Source organism: Chitinolyticbacter albus, assembly GCF_024437655.1.
Classification (GTDB): domain Bacteria; phylum Pseudomonadota; class Gammaproteobacteria; order Burkholderiales; family Chitinibacteraceae; genus Chitinolyticbacter; species Chitinolyticbacter albus.
In genome coordinates, this window is record NZ_JANBVF010000004.1 from 110,167 (window position 1) to 125,419 (window position 15,253).

The following is a 15,253-nucleotide window of genomic DNA, read 5'->3' on the forward strand; positions in this document are numbered from 1 at the left end:
CAGCTTCCCGTTGCGGTAAAGCACGAGCTTACCCCGCCACGTCTTGCGCGCGCATGAAAAAGCCCGGCACGCAGGCCGGGCTTGTTGCGCTGTTGCGCCTTACTGCAGGAAATCAGCCATGGTCTTGGGCTGACCGTTCACCTCGATCGCGCCGCCCTTGAGCACCAGCTTGGCCTTGACGAGGTCGCCCTCGGTTTGGACGAAGCCGCGCTCCATGCCCTGCGCCAGCGCCATTGCGAACTGGGCCTGGCTCTCTTCGGCGTTTTCCGGATCGAGTTGGGTGATCAGCTGCTTCACCAGCGCCTGCGGAACCTGCACCGCCAGCGAGGCATTCACCTTGCCCAGCAACGCCATCGGGTTGGCGAAGTCCTGCTCGGCCACATCCTGGCTCGCCAGCTCGAGCTGGTAGCTGCCTTCGCCGGCGGCGTTCTTCAGCGCCAGCTTCATCTTGAACGCGGGATCATGCGCCAGCAGCGCGGTCACCAGCGCCTTCAGCCGCTGCTGCTCGCCCTGCGGTTCGAAGTTGCACTGCAGCCAGCCCTTGATCCAGGTGTCGTCGTTGTAGGTCTTGAGCGCCTTGGCATCAATGCGCTCGATGTCGTAACCCAGCGTCAGTGCGCCAAGCTTGGCCTTGTTGACCATCAGGTCGTCGAACTGGCCCGACACCTTGCCGCTGAGCAGGCCGGCCTTGATTTCGGATGCCCCATCGAACTTGGACTTGCCGACGCTGAAATCGACGGCGCGGCCTTCGGACGCATTGAAGTGGGCGGACAGGCCCTCCCACTGCACGGCATCCTTGCCGACATACAGTCCTTCGGCCGCGCGCACGCGATCGCTCTGGCTCACCAGCTTGCCAAAATGCATGATTTCGCCAGTCGGGCCCTGCACCTCGGCGCCGGCGAGCTCGAACGTGCTCTTGAGCCAGCTGAGGTCCTGGTCATACTTGAACGTGCCCTTCAGGCCCTTCCATTGCACCTTGCCTCCATCCTGCGCCAGGCTCGCGGCCGGGCTGGCGATATCGGTAGTCAGCTCGCCATTGAGCGCAACCTTGGTGTAGATGGTCAGCGGCTGCTGATCTTTGAACATCTTGGCGAGCGCTTCCTTAGCTTCCTTGCTGTAGACAAATTCGGTGGTGATGCCAGCGTTCAGCGGGTTGTGCTGCACGGTGTTGCGCACCGTCACCGAGAGGCCTTCGGGCGGCAGCGGAACGGCAGACGCTTCGTCGCAGCCGATGCGATAGGTGACGGTTTCCACCGAGGTCCAGAAACCGCGTTCGAACTTGCGATCGGCCACCTGCACCAGCTTGTAGCCCTTGGCCTGTGCTGTCCATTGATCGAGCTTGCCGTCGATCTTCTGGCCCACATACCAGGTAGCGCCAGCGTAGCCGGCCGCACCCAGTACCGCGACGGCAACCGCCGCCTTGATGATCTTGCTCATTGCTTTTTCCCTGTTAAGACGCGTGATCCACGCGCGCGTGCTTTAATTTTGTTTTGCAATTTTCCAACAGATATCGTCAGAAAACGCGCAAGCTAACAGCTTTATCCGTTGCATGCAAACCGCGCCTGTGCTTGCTGTAGCATGCGCCACTGGACTGGCGGGTTTGACGCGCCGGCGCCCCTCGCGTACCTTCGCGCGCTTTTTCTTGCGGCCACGCCATGAACCACGCTTGCGGCATCGATTTCGGTACGTCCAACTCCACCGCCGCGCACTACACCACCCAGGGCCCGCGCCTGCTGGCACTGGAGGAAGGCAAAGTGACGCTGCCTTCGGCCGTGTTCTTCAACCTCGACGAGGACAGCCTTGCCTTCGGTCGCGCCGCGCTGACCGAGTATCTGGAGGGTTACGAAGGCCGGCTGATGCGGTCGATGAAGAGCCTGCTCGGCAGCAGCCTGATCGACCAGGGCACCGAGGTGGCCGGGCGCATGCTGTCGTTCAAGTCGCTGATCGGCTGCTTTATCGGCGAGCTAAAGCGCCGCGCCGAACAGCAGGCCAGCACGGCGTTCGATGCGGTGGTGCTGGGCCGCCCGGTGCGCTTCGTCGACGACAACGACGCCGCCGACGCACTGGCCGAGCGCACGCTGGCCGACATCGCGCGGGATCTGGGCTTTGCCGAAGTGAGCTTCCAGTTCGAGCCGATCGCCGCCGCTCACGCCTATGAGGAAGACATCACGCGTGAGGAATTGACGCTGGTGGTCGACATCGGCGGCGGCACCTCCGATTTCTCGCTGGTGCGGCTCTCGCCCGAGCGGCGTGGCAAGGCGGATCGCAGCAGCGATCTACTCGCCAGCAGTGGTGTGCACGTGGGCGGCACCGATCTGGACAAGCGCTTGTCGCTAGCCGCCATCATGCCCGAGCTGGGCCTGGGCGCCGCACTGAAGAATGGCGCGCTGTTCCCAAGCTCGGTGTTTTTCCAGCTCGCCACCTGGCACACCATCAACTTCGCTTACACCAAAAAGACCTGGCGCACGCTGCAGGAGCTGGCACCCGAAGTGACCGACGCCGCGCGCTTCAACCGGCTGCTCGCCGTGGTGCGCCAGCAATCGGCGCATCACCTGGCGATGCGGGTGGAAGACGCCAAGATCGCCCTGTCTGCCGCCGTTGCGGTCGATCTGCCGCTGCCCGAGGTCGACAATGCGCTGCGGCTCGAGCTTGCTCGCGGCACCTTCGAGGACGCGATCGCCGACGAGCTCGCCGCCGTCGGCAACGCCGCCGATGCCGCGCTCACGCAGGCCGGGATCCGGGCCGACGAGATCGACACGCTATTCTTCACCGGCGGCGCCTCCGCCGTTCCTGCCTTGCGCGCGGCGCTGGCGGCGCGCTTCCCGGCCGCACGCGCGGTCGAAGGCGATGCCTACGGCAGCGTCGGTGCCGGCCTTGCCGTGGTGGCGCGCCAGCGCTACGGCTGAGCGACTTGGCGCGGCTACCCTAAGAGCGGCTAACCGAACCCAGCGCAGCGGTGCTGGCAAGAAGCGCGAAACGCAGGCTGTACATCGCGTACGGCGTTAAGTGCGACGTGGCTTCAGGGTTTTGTTAGCGGCTCTTAGACGGGCTCGCACGCAACGCTGTACAGCCCGGGCCATTCATGTTTGCTCAGCCGCCCTCAGGCCTCGTCATCGGCGATCTTGCGCAATGCCTGGGCAAAGGTCTCGGGCGGCTGTCCCCCCGAGATCAGGTATTGCTGGTTGACGATGACGGCGGGCACCCCGCTGATGCCCTGTTGCTGGTAGTAGCGCTCGGACGCACGCACTTCGCCGGCATAGCGGCGACTATCGAGCACCTCGCGCGCCGCCTCGCCATCGAGACCGGCGGAGAGGGCTGCCTCGACCAGAACATCCGTATCGCTCACATTGCGCCCCATGCCGAAATACGCCTGCAGCAGCGATTGCTTGAGCGCCAGCTGCTGCGCCGCGCCCAGCTCGCCGGCCCAGTGCAGCAGGCGGTGCGCGTCGAACGTGTTGTAGGTGCGCGAGCGCGCGTCCATGTCGAAATGGAAGCCCAGCGCTTCGCCGCGCTGGCGGATCGCCTCCTGGCTTTGCGCCAGCTGTTCGCGGCTCATGCCGTATTTGGCGATCAGGTGCTCGGCGATGTCCTCGCCTTCCGGCGCCATCTGCGGATTGAGTTCGAACGGATGAAAGGTGAGGTCGAGCTCGACCCCGGCCTGCGCCGCGCCCTGCAACAGGCCATAGAGGCCGATGGCGCACCAGGGACAGACCACGTCCGAGACAAAATCGATCTTCAACGTTGTGGCCATGTCGGCTCCCTGCGAGTGACTATGTATCGCATAGTGCGGTCGGAACCGGCCGATTCAACCACGCCCGCGACAGGGTTTATGGGGCGCGGCCTTTGATGCGTTCGCGCAGGCAATCCGGACACAGGCAGTCCTGCGCAGTGCTCACCATAACCGGGGGCAGATCGGCGCACCAGCAACCGCCCTTCTGGCCGCCACTGCCGCAGTGAAAGCGGGCGCCGCAGCGGCTGCACGTGGTGCGACGCGAGGGTGGAGGAAGCGCACGCAAGCGCTGCCAGACCGCGGCCTTCTGCGCGTCATCGAGGCGCGACCAGACAGCGATCTCTGCCACGGTGCGGCGACAGCCGATGCAGACGTCGTCCTCGTCGAGCTGGCACTGCGCGACGCACGGCGAGGGTTGTGGGAAAGGCGCTGCGGTTTCGTTCATGTGACCAGTATCGCAGTGGGGTCGCCATCATCGCCAGCACCGCGCAAAAGAAAAGCCCGCCAGTCGGCGGGCCCTGAGGACTTTGTTGTTCTGCTGATGAGCCGGGCTGAAGCCCGGCCTTTGGGTGATTACATGTTGTAGGCCTTTTCGCCGTGGCTGGTCACGTCCAGACCCTCGCGCTCTTCGTCTTCCTTCACGCGCAGGCCGATGGTGGCCTTGAGGATGGCGAACAGGGCGATGGAGACAAGACCCGACCAGACGATGGTGATGCCCACGCCTTCGAACTGGATCAGCACCTGCTTGGCCATGTCGAAGTCGGCCGGGCCCATGCCGCCCAGCGCCGGGGCGTAGAACACGCCGGTCAGCACCGCGCCGATGATGCCGCATACGCCATGGATGCCGAACACGTCGAGCGAATCGTCGACCTTCAAGAGCTTCTTCAGACCATGCACGCCCCACAGGCCGGCCAGACCGCCGATCACGCCCATGACGAGACCGCCGCCGACACCGACCAGGCCCGCAGCCGGGGTGATGATGACGAGGCCGGCGATGGCGCCCGACGCTGCACCCAAGAGCGAAGGCTTGCCCTTGATCATCCACTCGACGAACAGCCAGGACAGCGTGGCGGCCGCGGTGGCAACGCAGGTGTTGACGAAGGCGAGCGCAGCCACGCCATTGGCCTCCAGCGCAGAGCCGGCGTTGAAGCCGAACCAGCCCACCCACAGCAGCGAGGCGCCGATCATGGTCATGGTCAGGCTGTGCGGCGTCATCGCGTCACGGCCGTAGCCGACGCGCTTGCCAACGAAGTAGGCACCGACGAGACCGGCTACGGCAGCGTTGATGTGCACCACGGTGCCGCCGGCGAAATCGAGCGCGCCATGCTTGAACAGCAGGCCTTCGGTGAACCACACCATGTGGGCGATCGGCGCATAGGCCAGCAGGAACCACACGGCGGTAAAGATCAGCACGGCGCTGAATTTCACGCGTTCGGCGAAGCCGCCGACGATCAGCGCGCAGGTGATGGCGGCAAAGGCGCCCTGGAAGGCAACGAAGGTGAACTCGCTGATCTTCACTTCGGCGGTGAAGGTATCGGCGAGCGAGCCGGGGGTGACGCCCGCCAGCAGCACGCGGCCGAAGCCGCCGATGAAGGCATTGCCCGAGGTGAAGGCGATGCTGTAACCGACGACGACCCACAGCACCGAGATCAGCGCGAACACGGTCAGCACCTGGGCCAGCACCGACAGCATGTTCTTGGTGCGTACGAGCCCACCGTAGAACAGCGCGAGGCCCGGAATGGACATCAGGATGACGAGGGCCGAGCAGACCAGTATCCAGCCGTTGTCGGCCTTGCTCAGCACCGGCGCCGCTGCCTCTTCGGCGTGGGCCAGGCCCGCCAACAGCGGCAGGCTTGCTGCGATCAGTTTTTTCATTTGCGTATCTCTCCTTCCCTGAGGCGAATTAGATGGCGGCTTCGCCGGTCTCGCCGGTGCGTATGCGCGCGATGTGCTCGAGATCGAACACGAAGATCTTGCCGTCGCCGATCTTGCCGGTCTGGGCGGCCTTCTCGATCGCTTCGATGGTCTGGTCGACCAGATCGTCCGCGATCGCGATTTCCAGCTTCACCTTGGGCAGGAAGTCGACGACATACTCGGCGCCGCGATACAGCTCGGTGTGGCCCTTCTGACGACCAAAGCCCTTCACTTCGGTCACGGTCATGCCCTGGACGCCAATGGCGGAAAGGGCTTCGCGGACCTCATCGAGCTTGAACGGCTTGATGATGGCAGTAACGAATTTCATGGGGATTCCTCGTAGGCCGGGTAAAGACGGCTATCCTCTGAGCAGAAAGCGTGCCAACGCAGCGACAACGCGATGGCGCCGGGCCGGATGATGCCGACCTTCGCGCCACGCACCGATGCCGCGCACAGGCATGGCGCAGAACGCAGTCATGGCACCAACTCGGTGCACGAACCCCTGGGCGCCGGGCGAGTCATAGTGCAAAGACGGTTCGATCTCGTCTGCTACACTGAGCCATACCTATTTGCAGCCCTAGCCAGGAGCCCGCCATGCTGAAGGAAAAATTTTTCGACGAAATCTCCGCCAAGATGTCCGAGGCGCTCGCCAACAGCCCGGCCAAGGATATTGAAAAGAACGTGCGCGCAATGATGGCTTCGGCTTTCACCAAGATGGATCTGGTCACGCGCGAGGAATTCGAGGTGCAACAGGAAGTGCTGGCACGCACCCGCGAGACGCTCACGGCACTCGAAGCACGCGTGCTGGAACTGGAAGCCAAGTTGCACGCCAACAACCCGCAGGACAGCCTGTAATCAGGCGGCATCGTTCTTGCTTGAAGCCGGTGACCGACCGGCCCCGAACCGGGCAATCGCCCGGTTCTTTACTTGCAGATTCCACTATGACCACGATACGCATCGCCACACTGGACGATCTTGATGCGCTTGCCGCGCTATTCGACCAGTACCGCCAGTTCTACCGTCGCGAATCCGATCTGGCCCGCGCGCGCGCCTTTATCGCGCTGCGCATGGAATACAAGGATTCCCGTCTGTTCGTCGCCGAGAAGGAAGGCCGCTTGCTGGGCTTTGCCCAGGCCTACCCCAGCCTGTCGTCATTGGCGCTCGGCCCCATCTGGGTGCTGAACGACATCTACGTACAATCGGATCTGCGCGGTGGCCGCATCGGCACCGAGCTGTTGCAAGCCGTCGAAGTTGCCGCGCGCGCGGCCGGCGCCGACCAGATCCGCGTCGAAACCTCCCCGGAGAATGTGCGCGCCCAACGCCTCTACCAGAACCAGGGCTTCCGCCGCGAGATGGGGTTTTTGCAGTTCGTGCTGAAGGTGTGAGGTAAGAGAGAAGCCCGTTTCAGACAGGCTACGCTGGCTTAGCGCGTGCGTTTGAGTGCCGCCCAGCCCTCATCCTTCGGAGGCGCCACTGATATGGCTATTGTCACATTCAAGGTTTTTCGCTGTATCGGGACAGAGCAACGTTTGATCCAGACCCGCCAAGTCCAGACAGCGTCGTCGAAAACACTCACGGGAAAGCGCGCATTAGCGTTATTGCGGCGGGAATACCCCGCCGTTGGATACGCAATGTCGCTGCAAAAGACAGAGCATGGGTGGTTGCATAGGCGTACTGTCGCAGCGCTGCCTGGTTGTGCTTACCATTGCGAGTGGGAGCACATTTATGTGCTGGAAGAACACTAGCGATCTCGGCCCGATATAGCCATAAAACAAAACGCCGCTCGTTGAGCGGCGTTTTGCTTGTATTTATGCAAAGCGGGCCTGTAAGCCGGGTTCTGTGATCGCGGCGAACCGCGAACGACCGTCATTCCTCTAGGCGTGCCGTTGCCGACACGCTCCAGCAACCTACCCGCAGACTCAGGGGGCCCCGTCGACGCCTGCTGCTTGGTCTTGCTCCGGATGGGGTTTACCCTGCCGTCCGTGTTGCCACGTCCGCGGTGCGCTCTTACCGGTGGTTGCCCACTTCCCCGACGGGAACACCTTTTCACCCTTGCCTGTGCCCGGTCCGGCACGCTTCAATCGCGCCTTCAACCCGGCCATCCAGTCCATGCACATCCTGGCAAGCCAGTCTGCACCCTTTCTGAACGGATGGACTTTGCCTCGCTTGCGCTCGGCGTAGTCCATGCCATCGGCGGTTCAGCTCTCTGTTGCACTGTCCGTCGGCTTTCGCCGCCCGGCCGTTAGCCGGCATCCTGCCCTGCGGAGCCCGGACTTTCCTCCCCCGTGTTGCCACGGCAGCGACGATCCGGCCTGCTTTGCGCCGCCATTATCCCGCGTGGGGCTCGCCTTGGGTAGGGGATTCCTCGCCCGCACGCGGCAGGCCGCTCGCAGAGGACAATGCCACAGCCAGTGCCTGGGCCCGCGCCACATTGGCCGCGCTGGCACGCCAGTGCGCGAACACCAGGCGTTCGGCACCTTCCAGCACCAGCCAGATGCTGTCGCGGCCAAAGGCGTTGACATCCTGTTCCAGCGCGATGCCGGTATAGGCACTGGCCGGATACGTACGCTCGAACACCGTAGCCACGCCAAGCAGCCGCCAGCGGCGATAGAACTGCGTGCCATCCCAGCCCTGCTCGCTGGGCAGCGCCCACAGCACGGTGGCCAGCGCCAGCATGGTGTACCAGAACAGGCCGAAGAAGCCGTGCTCGAAACTGGCGCCCGACAACAAGGGCCGACCGAACCAGGCCGCGGCGGCGATCACGGCGAGCGCGGCCCACCAGCCAGGACGAAAGGCCGCACGATGGACGATGGGCATCAGTGGGCCAGCCGCCATGAGAGCGCTTCGCCGGCGCGCAGCGGCACCACATCGTGCTCGCCAAAGGGATAGGACGCCGGCACGGTCCAGGCGTCCTTCACCAGTGTGACGGTGCCGCTATTGCGTGGCAGGCGGTAGAAATCCGGGCCGTTGAAGCTGGCGAACGCTTCGAGTGCATCGAGGCGACCGGCGGCCTCAAACGCCTCGGCATAGAACGCCAGCGCCGCGTGCGCCGAGTAGATGCCGGCGCAACCACAGGACGCTTCCTTGGTGTGCTGCGCGTGCGGCGCGCTGTCGGTGCCGAGGAAGAACTTCGTGCTGCCCGAGGTAACGGCGGCGACCAGCGCTCGGCGATGCTCCTCGCGCTTGAGCACCGGCAGGCAGTAGTGATGAGGGCGGATACCGCCCTGGAACAGCGCATTGCGGTTCATCAACAGGTGCTGCGGCGTGACGGTGGCGCCGACATTGTCGCCGGCATCCAACACGAACTGCGCGGCCTGCTTCGTGGTGATGTGCTCGAACACCACGCGCAGCTCGGGCAGGCGCTGAAGCAGCGGCGCCATCACCTGGTCGATGAACGCCGCCTCGCGATCGAACACGTCGACCGCCGGATCGGTGACTTCGCCATGCACCAGGAAGGGCAGGCCGATCTCGGCCATTTTCTCCAGCGTCGGCATCACGCCATCGAGCCCGGCCACGCCAGCCTCGGAATTGGTGGTCGCGCCAGCCGGGTACAGCTTCACCGCCTGTACCACGCCGCTCGCGCGGGCCTTGACCACTTCATCGGGCGTCAGGTTGCTGGTGAGGTACAGCGTCATCAAGGGCTGGAAATCACTACCCGCTGGCAGCGCGGCCACAATGCGCTCGCGGTAGGCCAGCGCCATGTCCACCGTTGAGACGGGCGGCTTCAGATTCGGCATGACGATGGCGCGGGCGAACTCGCGCGCGGTGTGCGGCAGCACGGACGCCATCAGCGCGCCGTCGCGCAGGTGCAGATGCCAGTCGTCCGGGCGGGTGATGGTCAGGGTCTGGGTCATGGGTCAGGCTCGTATCGGGTTGGCTGGGCGGCAGGCCGCCCGCACGCAAGATGATCGGTTCAATCGGCGCGCTTGCGGATCAGGAAATGGAAGGCATGGTCCGCCGCGCTCGATTCGACCAGCTCGTGCCCGGTCTGGCGGCAGAAAGCGGCAAAATCGGTGGGTGTGGCCGGATCGGTGCACGTGACGGCGAGCGTATCGCCGCCCCGCAGATTGGCCAGCGCCTTCTTGGTGCGCAGGATGGGCAGCGGGCAGTTGAGGCCGGAAAGATCGATGGCAAGATTCGGCGTCATGGTGACATGATTGCGATAAAAGCCTGATTTTACGCGGCCACGCGCCGCGCGGCGAGCCGCGCTGCAGCCGGCCACGCGTCTGGTTCGCCGACGCTCGGCAACACTGACGTTGCCAAGGCGGGGCGGACGCGGCACGCTTCGATCACAGCCCGCAGCGGAACCTTCTCATGGCCCTGACCGACCCCCACCACCACGACCATCCGCACGATGCGGCTGGCGGTCACAACCAGGATCACGACCACCATTTCGATCACGCCCATCACCACCACCACCACGGTGCGCACGCCACGCAGAAACGGCTGCTGCTGGCGCTGGTGATCACCGGCGGCTTCGGCCTGATCGAGCTTGGCGGCGGCGTGTGGGCCGGCTCGCTGGCGCTGATCTCCGATGCCGGCCATATGTTCACCGACGCCGCGGCACTGATGCTGGCGGTGATCGCCAACATCGTCAGCCAGCGCCCGGCCGATCGGCGCCAGAGCTACGGCTACGCCCGCGCCGAAGTCATCGGCGCGCTGATCAACAGCGTGGCGATGATCGCGCTGGTGGTGTGGATCGCAGTAGAAGCGGTGAGCCGGCTGCTCAATCCGCATCCAGTGAACGGCGTGGGCGTGATGGTGATCGCCGTGATCGGCCTCTTGGTGAACATCCTTTCGGCGTGGATCCTCTCGCACGACCACGACAACATGAACAGCCGGGCCGCGCTGATCCATGTGCTGGGTGACCTCTTGGGTTCGGTGGCGGCGATCGCCGCCGGCGCCGTCATCTATTTCACCGGCTGGCAGCCTATCGATCCCATACTCTCGGTGGCGGTCAGCCTGTTGATCCTGCGCTCGACTTGGCAACTGTTGCGCCAGAGCACCCACGTGCTGATGGAAGGCGTGCCCAGCCATATCAAGCTCGACGAGGTGGGCTACGCGCTGGCCAAGGAGGACGGGGTAGCTCAGGTGCACGATCTGCACGTGTGGCTGATCGCCCAGGGCCGGGTGGCCTTGTCGGCGCACCTGGTGATCGAATCACCGAAGGAATGGCCGGCGCTGCTGGCGAGGCTGGGCAGCATGCTCAAGGCGCGCTTCGGCATCGACCACGTGACGCTGCAGCCATCCTGGTTCTACCATCCGCCGGGCCGCCACATTCCGATCACCCCGGTCGCGAGCGGCAAACGTGCCGACCACGACCACGACCACGACCACGACCACCAGCATGGTCACGACGGTCATCGACATTGAACAAGCGGCACTGCTAGCATCGCCGTTTTGGAGTCTACGCATCATGAAAAGCTGGATCGCCCTCGCCACCCTGCTCGTAGCCGTCAGCGCCCATGCCGGCGAGGCCTCGGGTGAATCAGGCACCTACATAGAGAACTCGGCCGAGGACGAAGGCTGGGGCTTCAAGGAGTGGTTGTTCGGCGACACTCCGCCCACGCCACCCGAGCAACCCTTCACCAAGCCGGAACTGGATACGCTCAAGCGCTGGGTGCCGTACTCGGTGAATTACGAATCGCGCGCCAACGATTTCTATATTTCGCTCGACAGTATCAGCGTCGGCCAGGACGACATCGTCCGCTACGCGATGGCGATCGTTCCCAGGCGCGGCAACGTGCGCAACGTCAGCTTCGAGGGTATCGACTGCAAGACCAAGCAGTACCGTGTCTATGCCTACGGTAACGAGGTTGGCAAACAGTGGCAGGATGGCTCGCAGGGGTGGAAGCGCATGGTCAAGAATCAGCGCAACGCCTACCAGGGCGAGCTGTCGACGGTGTTCTGCAGCGGCGGCACTCCGGAAAAGAGCGCAACCATCGTGAACGAGCTGTGGGACAGCAAGAAACAGCCCAACGACTGCCCGGGTTGCCGCAACAACTGATCCGCTGTGCGCGCCTTGGTTGCCTCCGGCGCTTGCAAGGACAGCGCCCGCGAAGCCGCTGGTGCCGTATTCGCGCGCATCGGCCGGGCAAGCCGGGGGTCTCCGGTCGTAAGCAATACGAGGCGTACGGCCAAGGAGCGCGGCGCCGCCTTAGGGTTTGTTCGCCGCGCTTAAACCAGCACCAGATTGTCGCGATGGATCAGTTCGGGCTCGTCGATATAGCCCAGCACCGATTCGATCTGCCCGGTGGGCAGGCGCACGATGCGGCGCGCTTCGGCCGCGCCGTAGTTGGCGAGGCCGCGTGCGATCTCGCGGCCTTCCGGATCGACGCAGCTGACCACGTCACCGCGCGAGAACTCGCCCTCGACCGCGGTCACGCCGATCGGCAGCAGGCTGGAGCCGCGCTCGGCAATCGCGCGGCGGGCGCCGTCGTCGACAATCACGCGCCCCTTGAGCTGCAGGTGATCGGCGATCCATTGCTTCTTGGCCGCGAGCGGCGTGGTCTGCGCGACGAGCTCGGTGCCGATCGGTTCGCCATTCGCCAGCCGGGTCAGCACGTGCTCTTCGCGGCCGCAGGCGATCACGGTGGCGGCGCCACTGCGCGCAGCGCGCTTGGCGGCGATGATCTTGGTATACATGCCGCCAGTGCCGACGCTGGAGCCGGCGCCGCCCGCCATCGCTTCCAGCTCGGGCGTGCCGGCCACCGCATTGCGGATCAGCGTGGCGGCCGGGTCCTTGCGCGGGTCTGCGGTGTAGAGGCCCTGCTGGTCGGTCAGGATGATGAGGGCGTCGCCCTCGATCAAATTGGTCACCAACGCGCCCAGCGTATCGTTGTCGCCGAACTTGATCTCGGCGGTGACCACGGTGTCGTTTTCGTTGATGATGGGGATCACCCCCAGCTCGAGCAGCGTCAGCAGCGTCGAGCGCGCGTTCAGGTAGCGGGTACGGTCAGCCATGTCCTCGTGCGTCAGCAGCACCTGGGCGGTCTTGAGCCCGTGCTGGCGGAACGCGCTCTCGTAGGCCTGGCACAGCCCCATCTGGCCGACGGCAGCGGCGGCCTGTTTCTCGTGCACGGTGGCTGGTTTTTCCTTCCAGCCCAGCCGCGCCACGCCTTCGGCGATCGCGCCGCTGGACACCAGCACCACCGCCTTGCCCAGGCGCGTCAGCTCGGCGATCTCCGCCGCCCAGCGCGCCAGCGCGCTATGGTCCAGCCCCCGCCCTTCATTGGTGACGAGGCTGGAACCGACCTTGACGACGATGCGTTGCGCGGAATGGATCAGGCTGTTCATGACATGGCTTCCTGTGGAACCGGCGATTATAGCCGGGCTGTCAGATTTGCTGTTCGGCCGCGAGGAATGGGAAGCTGATCACCTGCGCCCCGCCCCGGACCGACATGCCCAATACGCTGCCCCGCTGGCTCAAGCCCGCGCTCTTCGTCGCCTGCCTCGCGCCGCTGGTGTGGACGGGAATATTCGTGCTGCAGGCCGTCAACCCGGTCGAATACATCACGCACCAGACGGGCACCTGGGCCTTGGTGTACCTGCTCGCCACGCTGGCGATCACGCCGCTGCGCCAGATCAGCGGCTGGAATCCGTTGATCCGCTTGCGCCGCATGCTGGGGCTCTACGCGTTCTGCTATGTCTGCCTGCATTTCACCACCTGGTTCGCGCTCGATCATGGGTTTGACGCCGCCGCGATGTGGCACGACGTGGTCAAGCGGCCCTTCATCACTGTCGGTTTCACCGCCTTCACGCTGCTGATCCCGCTGGCAGCCACCTCGACCGACGCGATGATGCGCCGGCTCAAGCGCAACTGGGGTCGGCTGCATGCGCTGGTCTACCCCATCGCCATCCTCGGCGTGCTGCATTACTGGTGGCTGGTAAAGCGCGACGTGACCGAGCCTGCGATGTACGCTGCCGTGCTCATCGTGTTGCTGGGCTGGCGTATCGTGCGCCGCTGGCGCGCTTGATCGCGCGCAACGCAGAACGGGGCGTCGTCGCCTAAGCTGCAGCCATGGCGCTTTCCCTGAACGATATTGCCCACCTTGCACTGCAGGCCGGCAATCTGGTCCATCAATCCGGCGGCGATACCGCGCGCACCGCCGACACCATGACGCGTGCCGCCCAGGCGCTCGGCGCCGATCACGCCCATACGCTGGTGTCGTCGCTGAATCTCGGGTTGACCATATCCGCGCGCGGTGAGCAGCACACGGCCTTCCACAAGGCGCCGCACATGGGCGTGAATTTCCGCACGCTCACGGGCGTGGAGCGCGCGCTCGCTTCGCTGGAGGCAGGGCGCATCAGTGTCCAGGCTTTTACCCACCTGCTGGACGATATGCACACCCGACCGCACTACGCACCGCGCTGGTTGATCGCGCTGGTGGTCGGTTTCGCCTGTGGCGGCTTTGCCGCACTGTTCGGCGGCGATCTCGCTGCCGTAGTGGCGACCACCGTGGGTGCGGGCCTTGGCACCTGGCTGCGGCTGCGGCTGGCCAAGGCCGGCTACAAGCCGCTGGTATTCGCCATCGCCACATCGGCACTTGCCGCCATCCTGACCGGCGTGCTGGCACGCTGGCTGTCCGCCACGCCGGATGCCGCGCTCGCCGCCTCGGTACTGTTCCTGATTCCCGGCGTGCCGCTGATCAATGGCGCGGCCGATCTCCTGAATGGCAACTATCTCAACGGCACCGTGCGGCTGACCATGAGCGCGGTATTCGTGCTCGGCATAGGCATAGGGATGAGCCTGGCGCTACGGGTGCTGACATGAGCGGCTGGCTGGTCGAACTGTGGTCCATCCCCGCTGCACTCGGCTTCGCTGTGCTGTTCAACGTACCGCCGCGCACCTTGTGGTTGTCGTGCGCGCTGGCGCTGGCCGGCCATGGCCTGCGCTTCGGCCTGGTGCATGCCGGCAGTGACATCGTGCTCGGCACCCTGGTCGCCGCACTCTTGATCGGCTTCTGCGCCGAGTGGTGGAGCCGCCGCGCCCGCCAGGCCGCGCCGGTCTACGCCGTCTGCGCCGCCATCCCCATGGTGCCCGGCACCTATATGTACAAGGCGGTGCAGGCGCTGTTGCAGCTGGCCAGCGTGACCGAAGCCAGCCAGGCGCAGCAGCATCTGGTCGATGCCGGATACAACATCGTGAAGGCGGCGATGATCTTGCTGGCCTTGGCGATCGGCATCGCCGCGCCGGCGTTGTTGTGGCCAAAGAAGGGACATTAGTGAGCGGGGCGCAATCGGCGTTTGCGCTGGTACGCCATTCGGTGGCGCCGCAAGCCTTCCCCCCTTGGCGCAAGGGGGGCGAGGGGGGATTTGGCTGGATGCGTCGCCTTTGTTGCGAGCTTGGCGCAGCTGAGGAAAGGCGCTGTTTTGCGCCTAAGGCGCAGTGTTTTCATGCACGTTCCGCCGCGCCCACGGGTTCATTTCTTTTGCTTCGCCAAAAGAAATGAACCAAAGAAAAGGCGACCCCGTGCCTTACGGCCCTCCGGGCTACCCTCAGTCGGTCGCGAGCCTAGGTCTCGCTCCACTCCTTCGGCGCTTGGCAAAGGGGAGGAAAACCACGCGCCGGCTCATGTGCCAAGGCGTGAAGCCACTGCACGCTACGTG

The 15,253-nt window shown here is 64.8% G+C and carries 17 protein-coding genes and 1 other RNA gene; 8 read left to right on the forward strand and 10 right to left on the reverse strand.

Translation table 11 applies throughout. The annotated features are described in order from the left end of the window. Positions 1-99: 99 nt before the first annotated feature. Complete coding sequence (locus NLI84_RS03055; RefSeq protein ID WP_255988098.1) at positions 100-1,437, reverse strand: YdgA family protein; 1,338 nt, start codon at positions 1,435-1,437, stop codon at positions 100-102. Positions 1,438-1,655: 218 nt separating this feature from the next. Here NLI84_RS03055 and NLI84_RS03060 point away from each other — a divergent pair, with 218 nt between their 5' ends. After that, positions 1,656-2,906 carry an Hsp70 family protein gene (locus NLI84_RS03060; RefSeq protein ID WP_255988100.1) on the forward strand — a complete coding sequence of 417 codons (1,251 nt, stop codon included), beginning with the start codon at positions 1,656-1,658 and terminating at the stop codon, positions 2,904-2,906. A gap of 194 nt (positions 2,907-3,100) precedes the next feature. Here NLI84_RS03060 and NLI84_RS03065 read toward each other — a convergent pair whose 3' ends face one another. The 4 genes from NLI84_RS03065 to glnK all read right to left on the reverse strand — a co-directional run bounded on the left by NLI84_RS03065 (position 3,101) and on the right by glnK (position 5,972). Then, positions 3,101-3,751: a DsbA family oxidoreductase gene (locus tag NLI84_RS03065; protein WP_255988101.1), complete on the reverse strand. Its 651-nt coding sequence runs from the start codon at positions 3,749-3,751 to the stop codon at positions 3,101-3,103. Between the two features lie 76 nt (positions 3,752-3,827). After that, positions 3,828-4,175 carry a DUF1289 domain-containing protein gene (locus NLI84_RS03070; RefSeq protein ID WP_255988103.1) on the reverse strand — a complete coding sequence of 116 codons (348 nt, stop codon included), beginning with the start codon at positions 4,173-4,175 and terminating at the stop codon, positions 3,828-3,830. 128 nt (positions 4,176-4,303) lie between these two features. Next, positions 4,304-5,605 (reverse strand): ammonium transporter, encoded by a 1,302-nt coding sequence (gene amt, locus NLI84_RS03075; protein WP_255988104.1) that lies wholly within the window; start codon positions 5,603-5,605, stop codon positions 4,304-4,306. 28 nt (positions 5,606-5,633) lie between these two features. Beyond that, complete coding sequence (gene glnK / locus NLI84_RS03080; RefSeq protein WP_148713894.1) at positions 5,634-5,972, reverse strand: P-II family nitrogen regulator; 339 nt, start codon at positions 5,970-5,972, stop codon at positions 5,634-5,636. Between the two features lie 266 nt (positions 5,973-6,238). Here glnK and NLI84_RS03085 point away from each other — a divergent pair, with 266 nt between their 5' ends. Both NLI84_RS03085 and NLI84_RS03090 read left to right on the forward strand, forming a co-directional pair. Further along, positions 6,239-6,499, forward strand: a complete 261-nt coding sequence (locus tag NLI84_RS03085; RefSeq protein ID WP_255988106.1) for an accessory factor UbiK family protein — start codon at positions 6,239-6,241, stop codon at positions 6,497-6,499. Between the two features lie 86 nt (positions 6,500-6,585). Then, complete coding sequence (locus tag NLI84_RS03090) at positions 6,586-7,029, forward strand: GNAT family N-acetyltransferase (protein WP_255988107.1); 444 nt, start codon at positions 6,586-6,588, stop codon at positions 7,027-7,029. Positions 7,030-7,454: 425 nt separating this feature from the next. Here NLI84_RS03090 and rnpB read toward each other — a convergent pair. The 4 genes from rnpB to NLI84_RS03110 all read right to left on the reverse strand — a co-directional run bounded on the left by rnpB (position 7,455) and on the right by NLI84_RS03110 (position 9,791). Next, an RNA gene (gene rnpB, locus NLI84_RS03095) (RNase P RNA component class A) lies at positions 7,455-7,963 on the reverse strand. Positions 7,964-7,972: 9 nt separating this feature from the next. Next, a complete protein-coding gene (locus NLI84_RS03100; RefSeq protein ID WP_255988109.1) occupies positions 7,973-8,461 on the reverse strand; it encodes a hypothetical protein in 489 nt (162 codons plus the stop codon). After that, on the reverse strand, positions 8,461-9,498 hold the full coding sequence (pyrC, locus tag NLI84_RS03105) for a dihydroorotase (protein WP_255988110.1): 1,038 nt from the start codon (positions 9,496-9,498) through the stop codon (positions 8,461-8,463). Before pyrC ends, NLI84_RS03100 begins: the two co-directional genes overlap by 1 nt. A 59-nt stretch (positions 9,499-9,557) precedes the next feature. Beyond that, positions 9,558-9,791 (reverse strand): sulfurtransferase TusA family protein, encoded by a 234-nt coding sequence (locus NLI84_RS03110; protein WP_255988113.1) that lies wholly within the window; start codon positions 9,789-9,791, stop codon positions 9,558-9,560. A 167-nt stretch (positions 9,792-9,958) separates the two neighbouring features. Here NLI84_RS03110 and NLI84_RS03115 point away from each other — a divergent pair, with 167 nt between their 5' ends. After that, positions 9,959-11,017 (forward strand): cation diffusion facilitator family transporter, encoded by a 1,059-nt coding sequence (locus NLI84_RS03115; protein ID WP_255988114.1) that lies wholly within the window; start codon positions 9,959-9,961, stop codon positions 11,015-11,017. A gap of 43 nt (positions 11,018-11,060) precedes the next feature. Beyond that, positions 11,061-11,651: a CNP1-like family protein gene (locus tag NLI84_RS03120; RefSeq protein ID WP_255988116.1), complete on the forward strand. Its 591-nt coding sequence runs from the start codon at positions 11,061-11,063 to the stop codon at positions 11,649-11,651. 170 nt (positions 11,652-11,821) lie between these two features. Here NLI84_RS03120 and proB read toward each other — a convergent pair whose 3' ends face one another. Next, on the reverse strand, positions 11,822-12,940 hold the full coding sequence (gene proB / locus NLI84_RS03125; protein ID WP_255988118.1) for a glutamate 5-kinase: 1,119 nt from the start codon (positions 12,938-12,940) through the stop codon (positions 11,822-11,824). A 104-nt stretch (positions 12,941-13,044) separates the two neighbouring features. Here proB and msrQ point away from each other — a divergent pair, with 104 nt between their 5' ends. The 3 genes from msrQ to NLI84_RS03140 are packed head-to-tail and all read left to right on the forward strand — an operon-like array spanning position 13,045 to position 14,869. Beyond that, a complete protein-coding gene (gene msrQ, locus NLI84_RS03130; RefSeq protein WP_255988119.1) occupies positions 13,045-13,620 on the forward strand; it encodes a protein-methionine-sulfoxide reductase heme-binding subunit MsrQ in 576 nt (191 codons plus the stop codon). Between the two features lie 44 nt (positions 13,621-13,664). After that, positions 13,665-14,417, forward strand: a complete 753-nt coding sequence (locus NLI84_RS03135) for a threonine/serine exporter family protein (protein WP_255988120.1) — start codon at positions 13,665-13,667, stop codon at positions 14,415-14,417. Next, positions 14,414-14,869 (forward strand): threonine/serine exporter family protein, encoded by a 456-nt coding sequence (locus tag NLI84_RS03140; RefSeq protein WP_255988121.1) that lies wholly within the window; start codon positions 14,414-14,416, stop codon positions 14,867-14,869. The genes NLI84_RS03135 and NLI84_RS03140 overlap by 4 nt, the downstream gene beginning before the upstream one ends. Positions 14,870-15,253 lie beyond the last annotated feature (384 nt).